Source organism: Sediminibacterium sp. FW305-C-269 (genome assembly GCF_058231045.1).
Genome location: NZ_JBIQXQ010000003.1, coordinates 610,117 through 622,434, shown reverse-complemented (window position 1 = coordinate 622,434; position 12,318 = coordinate 610,117). Strand labels below are relative to the sequence as shown.

General features: G+C 48.2%; 10 protein-coding genes. 4 read left to right on the top strand and 6 right to left on the bottom strand.

Annotation, left to right across the window (positions count from 1 at the left end; all coding sequences use genetic code 11):
- Window positions 1–43 precede the first annotated feature (43 nt).
- Window positions 44–1,186, top strand: a complete 1,143-nt coding sequence (locus tag ACH3Y6_RS12650; RefSeq protein ID WP_490835980.1) for an NAD(P)/FAD-dependent oxidoreductase — start codon at window positions 44–46, stop codon at window positions 1,184–1,186.
- Between the two features lie 45 nt (window positions 1,187–1,231).
- Window positions 1,232–2,041, top strand: coding sequence for a glutaminyl-peptide cyclotransferase (locus ACH3Y6_RS12645; RefSeq protein WP_490835979.1), 810 nt, complete (start codon window positions 1,232–1,234; stop codon window positions 2,039–2,041).
- Window positions 2,042–2,075: 34 nt separating this feature from the next.
- Here ACH3Y6_RS12645 and ACH3Y6_RS12640 read toward each other — a convergent pair whose 3' ends face one another.
- From ACH3Y6_RS12640 to ACH3Y6_RS12625, 4 genes are read right to left on the bottom strand one after another with little or no spacing between them, the layout of a single operon-like run.
- Window positions 2,076–2,975, bottom strand: coding sequence for a class I SAM-dependent methyltransferase (locus ACH3Y6_RS12640; protein ID WP_490835978.1), 900 nt, complete (start codon window positions 2,973–2,975; stop codon window positions 2,076–2,078).
- A 38-nt stretch (window positions 2,976–3,013) separates the two neighbouring features.
- Complete coding sequence (locus ACH3Y6_RS12635) at window positions 3,014–3,526, bottom strand: hypothetical protein (protein ID WP_490835977.1); 513 nt, start codon at window positions 3,524–3,526, stop codon at window positions 3,014–3,016.
- Between the two features lie 12 nt (window positions 3,527–3,538).
- The gene (locus tag ACH3Y6_RS12630) at window positions 3,539–5,359 is read right to left on the bottom strand and encodes a hypothetical protein (RefSeq protein WP_490835976.1); all 1,821 of its coding nucleotides are present in this window, start codon (window positions 5,357–5,359) and stop codon (window positions 3,539–3,541) included.
- A gap of 13 nt (window positions 5,360–5,372) precedes the next feature.
- The gene (locus ACH3Y6_RS12625) at window positions 5,373–8,414 is read right to left on the bottom strand and encodes a tetratricopeptide repeat protein (protein ID WP_490835975.1); all 3,042 of its coding nucleotides are present in this window, start codon (window positions 8,412–8,414) and stop codon (window positions 5,373–5,375) included.
- Window positions 8,415–8,649: 235 nt separating this feature from the next.
- On the opposite strand from ACH3Y6_RS12625, the gene ACH3Y6_RS12620 reads away from it, so the two are divergent.
- Entirely contained in the window at window positions 8,650–9,063 is a 414-nt protein-coding gene (locus ACH3Y6_RS12620) for an acyl-CoA thioesterase (RefSeq protein ID WP_490835974.1), read from the top strand.
- Here the strand turns inward: ACH3Y6_RS12620 and ACH3Y6_RS12615 are convergent.
- Both ACH3Y6_RS12615 and dacB read right to left on the bottom strand, forming a co-directional pair.
- Window positions 9,060–9,488 carry a DUF6526 family protein gene (locus ACH3Y6_RS12615; RefSeq protein ID WP_490835973.1) on the bottom strand — a complete coding sequence of 143 codons (429 nt, stop codon included), beginning with the start codon at window positions 9,486–9,488 and terminating at the stop codon, window positions 9,060–9,062. The genes ACH3Y6_RS12620 and ACH3Y6_RS12615 overlap by 4 nt on opposite strands.
- 69 nt (window positions 9,489–9,557) lie before the next feature.
- Entirely contained in the window at window positions 9,558–10,949 is a 1,392-nt protein-coding gene (gene dacB, locus ACH3Y6_RS12610) for a D-alanyl-D-alanine carboxypeptidase/D-alanyl-D-alanine endopeptidase (RefSeq protein WP_490835972.1), read from the bottom strand.
- 42 nt (window positions 10,950–10,991) lie between these two features.
- On the opposite strand from dacB, the gene ACH3Y6_RS12605 reads away from it, so the two are divergent.
- On the top strand, window positions 10,992–12,248 hold the full coding sequence (locus ACH3Y6_RS12605) for a competence/damage-inducible protein A (RefSeq protein ID WP_490835971.1): 1,257 nt from the start codon (window positions 10,992–10,994) through the stop codon (window positions 12,246–12,248).
- Window positions 12,249–12,318 lie beyond the last annotated feature (70 nt).

Sequence of the window (12,318 nt, the reverse complement as noted above, 5' to 3'; positions counted from 1 at the left end):
GCTCCTGCCTGGCAGCCATCCCCATCATGCTCAATCGATCAGTATGTCTGTTGTTTTGTCGATATGGGAAAAAGAAAGTTTCTACGCACCGCAAGACATCATCATTGTGGGGGCTGGTCTCATGGGGCTCTGGACTGCTTTTGAACTGAAAAAACTGCGCCCCTCGCTGCGGGTGACCATTCTAGAAAGAAACACCACTCCACTGGGCGCTTCTACCCGTAATGCAGGTTTTGCCTGCTTTGGAAGTCCCACCGAACTCCTGCACGATGCCGATACACAAGGCACCGATGACATGCTGTCTATTGCCGAAATGCGTTACAGGGGCATAGAGAAGATCCGTGCACATTTCACCGATACAGCTATCGGTTTTGATGCCTGTGGTGGTTATGAGTGTATTAACCAGGATGATACCCACTGGCAGGAACTGCCTGACCGGCTCAACTGGCTGAACGGATTATTGAAGGGGATCACAGGTAAACCGGCATTATTTCAACAGGTAAACCACAAACTGGCGGCGATGGGGCTACGGGGTTTTGATACCCTGGTGGAAAACGAAACAGAAGCTGCTTTACACAGTGGCAAGCTGATGCAGTTGCTTACACAGAAAGTACAGGCAGCAGGCGTAACCATCTTATCCGGACTGGAAGTCAGTACTATTGAAAAACAAAACAGTTCGGTTTGCATTACCACCCGGCAAAACCGCCAGTTTACAGCCATTCATGTATTGCTTTGCACCAATGCCTTTACGAATGAACTGGCACCAAAGGCGGCGATACAACCGGCACGCGGACAGGTGATCGTCACCTCTCCCATTCCGGGTCTGCCCATGAAAGGTACCTTCCATTTTGATGAAGGTTTTTATTACTGGCGTAACCTGGGTGATCGGATCCTGTTGGGCGGTGCCCGCAATACCGCTTTTGAAGCGGAAGCTACTACCGACCTTACCGGATCGGCGTCTGTTCGCAAAGTGCTGGAAGATTTTCTTGTGCAACACCTGCATCCTTCCTTTCAATATCGCATAGACCATCATTGGAGCGGTATCATGGGATTCACTGCCGACAAACGCCCATACACAGCCCAGGTCAAGGAAGGGGTTACCGCTGCCATCGCCTGTAACGGCATGGGTGTGGCCCTGACCCCCATTGTGGCCGAAAAATTATCACAGCAGTTGTTGGATTATTTTTAACGGACTGATGGCCCAACTTATCTATTTTTATCGCAATTTACCTGTATGAAGAAACTGCTACCTGTTATTGGTTCACTGTTGATGCTGGCTGCCTGCCAGAATACCGGAACAGAAGATGCAACAGCCGTTCCTGCCACAGATATGCCGGCTGTGCTGAATTATACTATCACGAATGTGTATCCCCACAATACCGGCTCCTATACCGAAGGACTGGAATGGCACGATAGCACATTGTATGAAAGCACCGGGCACGAAGGCAAGAGCAAACTGGCCCGTGTATCGTTAACCACCGGGAAGGATATCAAAAAGATCGATCTGCCCAAAGAATATTTTGGTGAGGGCATCACTGTATTCAATGGAAAAATTTACCAGCTTACCTGGGAACATGGTAAATGTTTCGTGTACGATTTCAAAACGTTCAATAAGATCAGGGAGTTCTCCTACGAGGGTGAAGGCTGGGGTATGACCAACGATGGCAAATACCTCATCAACAACAACAGGAGCAATAACCTGTATTTCCGCGATCCGGAAACCTTCCAGGTAGTAAAAACCGTAGCTGTCACAGACAATAACGGCCCCCTGGTGAACATCAATGAGATGGAATACGTGGACGGGTTTATTTATGCCAACGTATGGTTGACTAACAAGATCGTCAAGATTGATCCTGCCACCGGTAAAGTGGTGGCACAGGCTGATTTCTCTTATGTATTAGACAAATATGCACCAGGGGTCATCAGCGCAGAATCACAGTCATCCGACGAAGTATTGAACGGCATTGCCTACGATAGTGTTGGTAAACGATTTTTCATCACGGGTAAACACTGGCCCAAACTGTTCGAAGTGAAATTCCAGTAAGCAGCGGCAGTGATCAAAACAACGCATACTGCCGCTATTTTTTGGCAAACACATAGATCACCGAACTGCACCGCTTACGGTCGCCCAGTGCGTTCATATTTGAGATGAGTCCATTCCAGAGTGCACCGAAAATATTTGCACTGCCATTACGGTATTGTTCACTCAGCATTGATACATAAAAACTATCGAACCACATCGGCTCTGTGGTTTTCAGATCAAAGCCTTTGGCATTTCCCAGCATTTCCATGCTTTTGGGTGAGAAATGGTACAGGTGCCTGGGCACATCATACGCAGCCCAGAAGCCGCCATATACTTTGGCATCATAACTGGTATAATTGGGAACAGCGATGAGCAAACGTCCGCCGGGTTTCAATAGGCGGTGAAACTGAGACAGATACCCGTGCAGGTCGTGCACGTGTTCCAGCACGTGCCAGAGCGTGATGGCATCAAACTGATCCGGCTGCAGGGAAAACAGCTGGTCGGGCGACGAAGGTTCCAACCCATATTTTTTCTTAGCATTCTGACGGGCCGTTTCATCCGGCTCCAACGCGGTTACCTGCCAGCCGGCCATGCGCATGGTATTGGAGAAAGCGCCGGTTCCGGCACCTACATCCAGCAATGCACCGGTTGTGCTGCCGGTTACATCCTGCACCAGTTTGCGTTTGGTGGTAAGCGTATAATTCCGAACCAGGTGATACAGCCGGTTCACCAATCCTTTTTCGGTATCGGAATGAGACACATAACCGGCAGATTGATAATAGGCGCCAATAGCTGCTGCTGCCGGTACCCGTTGGGTAAAACGGCCGGTACAATCATCACAATGCCAGATCTCAAACTGTTCACCGGAAACCGTGTGGTCCTTGGCCGATAAAGCCGGATATACGGAAGCAGATCCACAAAGAGGGCATTGATGATAAGTGATCAGTTCAGGCATAGCTTTCGGTAAGGACAGGATCAACCGGCCCTATAGGTTCATATATAATAATAAATAAGTGCACCCATACCCAGTATCAGCAGGATCAGTGCATAGTACCACCAATTGTCATCTTCAGCCAAAACCTCCTCCTGCTCCACTTCTGACAAAGAAGACGCATCCGGCAGGAAAATCGGCGGAAGCAATGTTGACAGGTCAGTAGCTTCTTCAAACCGGATATGCCCATTCTCTTCAGAGAACAGGGTTCCTACACCAGGTAATACAGCTCTCTGCTCCTGCCGCAACCCGGCAGTAAAACGGTTGGCGAAGTTCTGAAAATCATGGACAGCGGTGGCTTCATCACATCCTGTTTCCCTCGACAGGAAATCATACAATGTTTTATCGGAAGCAGGCAGATTCTCTGAAGTGAACATCACCACGGGTCGGGGCGCCATGCGCATACCAGTTTGGGGATCCAGCTCTGAGGGCATGTTTGTAATGTACCACCTACCCAGCTCAGGTATGGCCAGTTGTCCGTGTAAAACAAGGTATTTATACAGGAGTTGCTCCATTATCGTGTTGAATTACCGGAACGAATATACAACTCCTCCCAAAACAGTGAAACCCAATACGCTATATTGATTCCAGCGCTGGTAACGGGTATTGAGCAGGTTATTCATCTGCAACCAGAGATTCAAACGCGGCATCACGGCAAATTCAGCCCCCAGGTTCAGATCAGCCACGGCTGCTCCTTTTTTGGCCTGCATGGATTTGTCGCGATACTGACTGCCATCCCACAGGTATACATCAGCCTTCACCTGCAGGTCTTTCAGCAGTTTCCATTTAACCGAGCCATTGGCTTCCAGGGGTAACAATCCCCATGCTTTGCTGTTGACAGAAAGATTGCTGTATTCCGTAAAACTGGCACCGGCTGAAAAAGATACGTTCTCCTGAACCGTATACCCGATTTCACCATGCAAACGGACCGCATTCATTTCGGGTTCATACACCACGTCAAAGGTTTTACCATCTGTGGTATTATTCAGGAACAAAGCCTGGTTCTTCAGTTTCAACAAGGAAGCTTTTACCTGGTAGGTGAAATGATCTCCCGTAGCCCCACGGATACCTGCATACTGTTCAGTGATGCGGGTATTGGCCAAACTGTTCAACGATCCAATCCAGGGGTTAAAACCCGCGAGCGAACGGAAAGTATTCTTTTGGTAATAACCTACCCATCCTGCTTCCAGTATCAGGTTCAGATCGGCCAGTCTTGTCTGCGCCGTCAGGTTAGGCAATAATGAAAATGCTTTATTATCCCAGGACGGCTGTACCCCGGCATTGATCTTTACTGAACCACTGTGGAACTGCACGGAAGGGTTCACGTAATAGAGATTATTCTTCAGTACGCGCTCTGTGGGTATCAAAGGAAAACGGGCAGTCGACATATCGGCCGTCAGGCCCAGGTCCAAAGCCAGGTTCTTACCGAATGTTTTGTTGACAGGCAGTTGTAACGATACACTGTTCTCATGCGCTTCCCTGTTATCAAAGAAACGGTACACTTTCAGTTGCGGATGGTAGGTGATCCCGAATGCATTGGCTTTCTTGGACTGCATGCCCAGGTCTATACCGATAGCAGAATACCGCTCCAGCAGGTCTTCCTTATTAAAGTTCAGGGTTGCAGGTTCATATCCATATTGGTATTGAGTGCTGCTTTGGTAGTAGGCATGTGTGGTCCATTCATGATCGGTACGGGTATTCAGGATGGATACCAGGTCCAGTCCCCATTTGGCTGTCTGCTGTGCAAACAAATGGCCTGTGGACGTAAGAAAATTTCCACGGATATTGGTGATATTGGTCTTACCATCGCCGAACGACAGGCCTGCTTCAGCCAGGTAGGAGCTGAAATTACCGGCGCCTACTTTCAGGTATTGGTTGTTCTCCCACAGATATCCCGAGTCCACCGCCAATGCTAAGGGTTTGATGGGGACCGGTTGATAAGAAAAGAACAGGTTCTGTGACGGGATCGTATAACTCACCGCCATACGGGATGAATCGATCACCGGTGTAGCAGCTGTAAAATTCACTTTGGCCGCATTCTTCAGGTAAGGCTTGAAGGCAGAAGTGATGGTGACCATTTTGGGAGAAGCGGTATCACCCAACCCCTGTAATACATTACCCTTATCGGATACAGCTTCCTGCACCTGTGATCTACCGGCAGTTGTCTTTGCCGTTTTTTTGGCAGCCGGCTTCACCGCAGCGGTCTTGCCACGTACTTTCTTTTTTTTCTGGGAAACCGTTTTCTGTGTTTTTGCCTTCTTGCGGTTCTTTTTCTTCTGTGCCTGCACAGAACCAGCAGCAACAGCTACCAGTAAAAAGATCAGCAGGGTTCTGATGATGTACTTCATGTATGGATCCGCTTTACTGTTGTTCAACTTGATTGGTTTTATTCTTCTCTGCAAGCACTTTGTCCAGACGTTGCTGCGCTTCTGTCTTCAGTTCTGCAATAGTGGCATTCTCTACGATACTTTTGAATGTGGCTTCCGCATTGAACCAGTCCTTTTGCTGTACAAACAGGTCTCCCAGCAGTATATAACTCCTGGTCACCCAGAACTCATAGGAGCCCATTTTTTTGATCACTTCGAATGCCGATTTTTCCGCGTCGGCCAGTTTGTTCTGCTGGAGTTGTATCTCTGCAATCCGGTACTGGGCCTCTGCAGCATATTCTGATTTACCGGCAGCGATCACCTGTTTATAGGCAGAGATGGCCGCATCTGTTTCATTACTCAGCTGGTAATTCTTGGCCACTACCATACTGGCCATCATACGATCATCGGTGGCAATGCCTTTTTCCTGCAACAGTTCAGCTGCATTCGTCGACGCTTCCTTCCATTGCTGGGCCTTGAACTGGCAGCGTAACAATCCACGCATAGCTTCCAAACGGTTCTCCTGCTGTACAGCTATTGATTTCAACTGTGCGAAATACCTGGCTGCATTGGGATAATCTTTCAGGTCAAAATAATAGATACGGGCCGTTTGCAGGGCACTGCGTTCCGCGTATCTGCTCTGGCCCCTGTCTGCAACTGCCTTGTAAAAAGGCAGTGCTTCCGTATTCAGTTTATTGGACACCTGTATCTCAGCGGTGAAATAACTGGCTTCAAGCGAATACCTGCCATCAGGGAATCTTGTAAGATAATCGGCAAAGCCGGTTCGCGCAGCAGTAAAATCCCTGGCTTCATACCGGAGCATGGAGGAGCGGAAGGTAAGCGAATCTTCTTCCGAATGCGTGATCGGTTTGCCATTCTGTTTCATGAAGGAAGCAAATTCACCCGGCTGTTGCTTTTCTATAAAAATATTGCGGATATACTCGATGGCATCGTTGCTCTCCTGTGTATCCGGATAAGTGGTCACCAGTTTCTGGAAGCTGGCGAGCGATTCCTCATTCTTATCCATATTGAAATAGGCCACACCCAGTTTCAGGTAAGCCTGCGGGCCCATGTTGGAGGCTTTGGGGTCTTTGACCAGTTTCTGTAACGGTACGATCGCCTGTTGAAAGTTCTCATCGGCAAGATAAGTATTGGCCATTTCCAGGTTGGCATCGGGTACCAGCGCTGAATTCGGATAAACCCTTTCCAGCGATTGCAACAGGTTGATCTTTTCGGAGTTCTTATTAGTGGCGCCTGCAATGATTCCTTTCTGGTACAGGGCATAATCGGCTGAAGGTAATTGCTGCGCCAACACCTGCTCATACATTTTCAGAGACTGTTTAAAATCTTTCCCCATGAAATAACAATCTGCAGTACGCAGATATGCATCCTGCTCAATAGCCGTTGAAGCAGCAGAGACCGTTCTGGCGATCTGCTCAAAATAGTTGCGGGCCATGGTGTACTGTTCATTTTTCAGATAGCCATATGCCAGGCTGTATTTGGCATTTACCAGGTTCACTTCACCATTGATCACCGGGTTCTTCAGGTAGTTCTGGAAAAAAGCGATAGAAGCTTCTGTCTGTCCTTTCCGGTAAGCAATCTCTCCTTTCCAGAAATAGGTAAATGGCAATTGTGCATTGTTATAAGGTGCCTGCAGCACGCGGGTCAGCAGAGCATCTGCCTGGTCTATCTGCTGGTCATTGATCAGTTCCACAGCGCTGCCATACAATAATCTGGGATAGAGTTTAATCACCTGATCACTCTTTGTACCCAGGCTTTCATAAAGCTGCAGAGCGGCCTTGTAATTGCTGGTATTGGCCAGAGTATTCACCACCAACTCCCTGGCTTCCTGGATATAATTTGACTTAGGATACGCTGCGATAAAGGACTGAAAAGATTGCAAAGCCGCGTCCATATAACCCAGTTCATAGGAAAGTTTACCGTAGTGATAGGCCGATACTTCTTTCTGCACCGCATTGCTGTTATTGGCGGCGCAGAACTGGAAGGCGGTACGTGCATTGGGCTTATCGTTGGTTTTCAGGTAGGCATCGGCCAGCAGGTACATGCTGTTCTGCGCCAGTGAATCCTGTGCACCACCCAATTGTTTGAAACCATCTATCGAACGCGACCATTGTTTGGCCTCATAATAACAGTAAGAAAGTTCATACAGGTCTTCCCTTCTTACTTTCTGGTTGGCAGAAACATATTCCTGCAGGTAAGGAAGGGCACGCGCAAATTCACGCTTCTCGAATAAGAGATGTCCCACGAGTTGTTTTAGCTGCAGGTCATAAAAAGACCCTTTCTTCTGTAAGGCCGCCAATCCATATTCCAGGGCTTTTTCGCGCTCCCCTTTGAAATAATAGATCTCGGCAATATAAAAAGGAACTACCGGCTGGTATTCGGGAAGTTTTTCAGCTATCTGAAAACTTTCCAGCGCCAAAGCATAGTTCTTATCATTGAAGCAAATAAATCCGAAATAATAGTTCGCATCGATATAATTCGGGTCTTTCGGCAACTGTCTGATGGCATTGAACAGGGGTTTGGCCTTATCGAACTGCTGCGTGATGAAATAACCATAGGCCTGGTGAAATTTCATGTCCGCGATCTCATGGTTACTCAGGTTGGCAATATTAGAGGCCGCATATTGCGCCTGCGCACTCGCAAAATCCTGTTTGCGGAAATAATATTCGCCCAGATGAAAACGCATCATCTGTAACCGGGCAGGATGGTTCTCCTGTTCCATAAAATCCAGGGCCATGGGTACTGCCGTACTATCGTTCAACTGCAGACCACAGATAATATAATAGTACCTGCACTCCAGCCGGATCATTTCGGATAACAGTCCCTGCCCCGTTCCATTGCTGTACAGTTTCTTGAACACGGGATACGCCAGGCTGAACTGTTCTTTCTGGTATAGTTCTTTGGCATTCTTGAACTCCGCATCTGCATCCAGGTGTATCTTGGTGAACTGAGCCGGCAGTTGCACACTGAATCCGGAAACCAGCACCAGGAGAAATATGTGAAAACTTTTCTTCATAGAGCAAGGAAGGTTTACATCTGTTAAATAGTAACGGTGACCCGTCTCATCCGATCGGCTGCCAGCGTTCCCGTTTATGGAAACGATAACAGCCTGGCAAAGATTTCAGTTAGTTTCTTAATGAAAAGCGAAAACCTGTTTTAAAGGTAGTATTCGGGGTTTGTAAGCAAACATCATTCCATGATTTGTGGAAAAACAGATAAGCGGCGTAAGTTTGTCAACAAATTAAGATCCCATGTACGAACATACCACCACAGTAAGGGTACGTTATGCCGAAACAGACCAGATGGATATCGTGTATTACGGCAACTATGCCCAGTATTTTGAAGTGGGACGTGCAGAATGCATCCGGGAACTGGGTTTTACCTATAAAAAAATGGAAGAGATGGGGGTACGTATGCCAGTAGTGTCTATGGAAGCAAAGTTTTTACGACCAGCGCATTACGATGAGCTGATTACCATTAAAACACAACTGAAAACCCTGCCAGCCCAACATGAGATCGAGTTTCACCATGAGGTATACAATGAAAGAAAAAAGCTACTCACCACAGGGAAAGTAGTTCTTTTCTTTATAGACAGCCACACCGGCAAACGAAGTGTTATGCCGGAGCACCTGAAACAAAAATTAGCGCCTTTTTTTACGGATTAGACCCTGTGATGATCAGACCGCCAGTTAACGATGGCCTGTTTGATCTCACTGTTTTTTAAGTTTTCCTTCACAGCTCTTTCCGCCAGTGCAGGCAATTCCGCATCGCTGGCAAAACGCAATGCAATGGCCTGACTCATGCGGATACCTGCAGGCAGGGGTTTACCCGTAAGGATAAAATGCCGGAAATTCTCTTCTGCCCGGATAGCCCTGTCCTGCGCCCTTAACGCAAAAGAACGGGTATACCAGAACAGGAAACAGAAGATCACGCTGACAAGACAGATCAGGGAAGCCGAATACAGGTTCTCTTTGGCAGAATGGGCCAGGTTGATAAAGGAACCGATCAGTAATGCCAGCATGGCAAGTGACGTTACAAAATGAAACCCAGGCACATAACGCGTGTGATTACGGTAGTTTTGTTCTTTCATGGGGATGTATTTGTTTGGTTTAGTTTTTTTCTTTTCCGTCGGGACGTTGCCGCTGCAGGCAATACCTGTTTATTTCAGTTCATCCAGTACCTGGAACATCTTCCGGACCATCTCCCCTGCCGAACCATCGTAATTGTTGACAATGATGGCCACGGTATAAGTAGTGCCATCCTTTGCGGTATGGTATCCGGCAAAACTTTTAGCCCCTCCAATGGTTCCGCTTTTCAGTTTCATCTGGTTGAAAAGGGGCAACGCCTCATAAAAAGCGGGGAACCAGTCGCGGCCCCGGGCATATTGCAGCACATCCACCAACGCATCGGCTGTAACACGGTTCTGCGGAGAAAGGCCGCTACCGTCGATGATGCGTAAAGCCGAAGACTCAATGCCCCGCTCTTTCCAGAATTTTTTAACCAGCTCAACCCCTTTATCCGTAGATCCCTTTCCTGTTTTTTCAAAGGCGATCGTTTTCAGAAAAGCTTCTCCATACAAATTGATGCTTTTCCGCAGGAACCAGTAATTCAGGCTGTCCAGCGGCGGTGAATATATTTTTCCCAGTTCCTGTCCTCCTGGAATGGTTTTGTCGTATGATACCCTATAACCGGCAGGTGTAATACCAACCTTGCCCAGAAAATCGCTCACGGTTGACAGCATTTGCAGTGCGGGATCAGGAAATGACCCTGCTATTACGAAAGATTTTTCTTCAACCGGTATCGTACCCCGCACAAAACCTTGACTCGCAAACGGGGGAAGATAGATATAAGCATTATCGCCCGTGCCTTTAGCCGCAGCAAGCGCCTGGCTTTGCAGGGTTACCCCCACCGGAGCAGGTCTCGCATCCACCACCTCAACCGTATCGCCGATGCTACTGCCTGATCGTAATACCAGGTCGTACTGGTTCTCACGCCAGTTCAAAGCCGCAGAACCAGCCCCGTAATAGTTCCCGATATCGTCCCAGATCCATCCACCGGGCAGGGTCTCCTGCTCCCATTTACCTGCCAGTCCTACCAGACCACCCTCCATTTTCCGGATATCTTTTTGCTGCAGCAGTGCCAGTACCTGTTGCAGTTGCCGGTCTTCTTTCGTATGCTCGTACCGCCAGCTGCCCAGGCTGGGATCGCCACTGCCCTGCAGGTACAGATCACCATGCAGCTTGTTACGGGTAATACGTCCGGTATAGCCCAACACCGTTTCATAACGATAAGCAGGACCTATTAATTCCAGGGTAGCTGCACTGGTAATAATTTTCTGACAACTTGCTGGTGCTAAACCTATTTGCGCATTTACCTCAAATATTTTTTCCCTCGTTTTTGCATTCACCACGCGTAAGCCCAGCAGGGCATGTTTCATCTGCGCATCGGCCTGCAGTTTTTCCACTGCCCTGGCCAGACGTTCCTGTACCGGTTGTGCTGTCACAGAAAATGAACAGACCAATAAACCTATCAACCAATAAGCTGTTTTCATATTTGCCCTTTACCTTGCACTAAAATTAAGCGTAAGCAGACTATGGAAAAAGTTTTTGCGTCGATCATTACCATTGGAGATGAATTATTGATTGGACAGGTCATTGACACCAACAGTGCCTGGATAGCCCAGGAATTGAACAAAATGGGGATCCTGCTCAAGCACAGGGTAGCCGTAGGTGATGTACGTGAGGATATCTGGCAGGCGCTTGATGAGGAAAGCCGGCAGGTAAAACTGGTGATCATCACCGGTGGACTGGGCCCCACGGCAGACGACATTACCAAACCCCTGCTCTGCGATTATTTTGGAGGCAAGATGGTAGTGCACCAGCCTACGCTGGACCATATCACCCATATATTCGAAAATCTGCTCAAACGGCCGATGATTGAGCGTAATGCCAAACAGGCCGAAGTACCGGATGTGTGCACCGTATTGCTGAACCAACAGGGTACTGCGCCCGGTATGCTCTTCACCAAAGAAGACACCGTATTCGTTTCTCTTCCGGGTGTACCGCATGAGATGAAATGGCTGATGACCCATGAGGTACTTCCACGGATACCTGAACTGTTCCAGACAGGCTTTATTGAACATCGTACCCTGCTGACAGCCGGCATTGGCGAATCTTTCCTTGCCAACCTCATACAAGACCTGGAAGAAGCCTTACCAGCCCATATCAAACTGGCTTACCTGCCCAATTATGGCATGGTAAGACTACGTTTAACGGCATTCGGATTCAATAAAACTGAGTTGGCCGCTGAAGTCACACATCATTTTAACCTGTTCCAGGAAAGAGTGAAAGAGCACCTGGTGGTAGCCGAGGACCTGACGATGGAACAGGTAGTGTCGCGTATGCTCAAAGAAAGAGGCCAGACCCTGTCCACAGCCGAAAGCTGCACAGGAGGTTATATTGCCCATGTACTCACCAGTTATCCGGGATCCTCCGCCATTTTTACGGGAAGTGTGGTGAGTTATGATAACCGCATCAAACAAAAGGTATTACAGGTACCGGATGAAACACTGCAGACCGTGGGAGCAGTAAGCGAAGCGACCGTGGTGCAGATGGCCATATCGGTGAGGGAGATCATGCAAACAGATTATGCCATTGCCGTAAGCGGCATTATGGGGCCGGATGGCGGTACTCCTGAAAAACCTGTAGGTATGGTCTGGGTGGCCGTGGCCGGTGCAAAAAGAACGGAAACCCGGTTATTTCATTTCCGTTACGACAGGAAACGCAACATTGAGCTGACTGCTACCAATGCGCTCAACCTTTTGCGTATCTTTATCAATGAAACCCGCTAACAGGTGTTCGTATTTGCCTGGCAAACGATACATTTGCACTTTCGTTTTTCTGTGTGTATTTTACCGGTGT

Coding starts and splice junctions, on each gene's coding strand:
- ACH3Y6_RS12650 (WP_490835980.1), top strand. CDS start 44: ATGTCTGTTGTTTTGTCGATATGGGAAAAAGAAAGTTTCTACGCACCG.
- ACH3Y6_RS12645 (WP_490835979.1), top strand. CDS start 1,232: ATGAAGAAACTGCTACCTGTTATTGGTTCACTGTTGATGCTGGCTGCC.
- ACH3Y6_RS12640 (WP_490835978.1), bottom strand. CDS start 2,975: ATGCCTGAACTGATCACTTATCATCAATGCCCTCTTTGTGGATCTGCT.
- ACH3Y6_RS12635 (WP_490835977.1), bottom strand. CDS start 3,526: ATGGAGCAACTCCTGTATAAATACCTTGTTTTACACGGACAACTGGCC.
- ACH3Y6_RS12630 (WP_490835976.1), bottom strand. CDS start 5,359: ATGAAGTACATCATCAGAACCCTGCTGATCTTTTTACTGGTAGCTGTT.
- ACH3Y6_RS12625 (WP_490835975.1), bottom strand. CDS start 8,414: ATGAAGAAAAGTTTTCACATATTTCTCCTGGTGCTGGTTTCCGGATTC.
- ACH3Y6_RS12620 (WP_490835974.1), top strand. CDS start 8,650: ATGTACGAACATACCACCACAGTAAGGGTACGTTATGCCGAAACAGAC.
- ACH3Y6_RS12615 (WP_490835973.1), bottom strand. CDS start 9,488: ATGAAAGAACAAAACTACCGTAATCACACGCGTTATGTGCCTGGGTTT.
- dacB (WP_490835972.1), bottom strand. CDS start 10,949: ATGAAAACAGCTTATTGGTTGATAGGTTTATTGGTCTGTTCATTTTCT.
- ACH3Y6_RS12605 (WP_490835971.1), top strand. CDS start 10,992: ATGGAAAAAGTTTTTGCGTCGATCATTACCATTGGAGATGAATTATTG.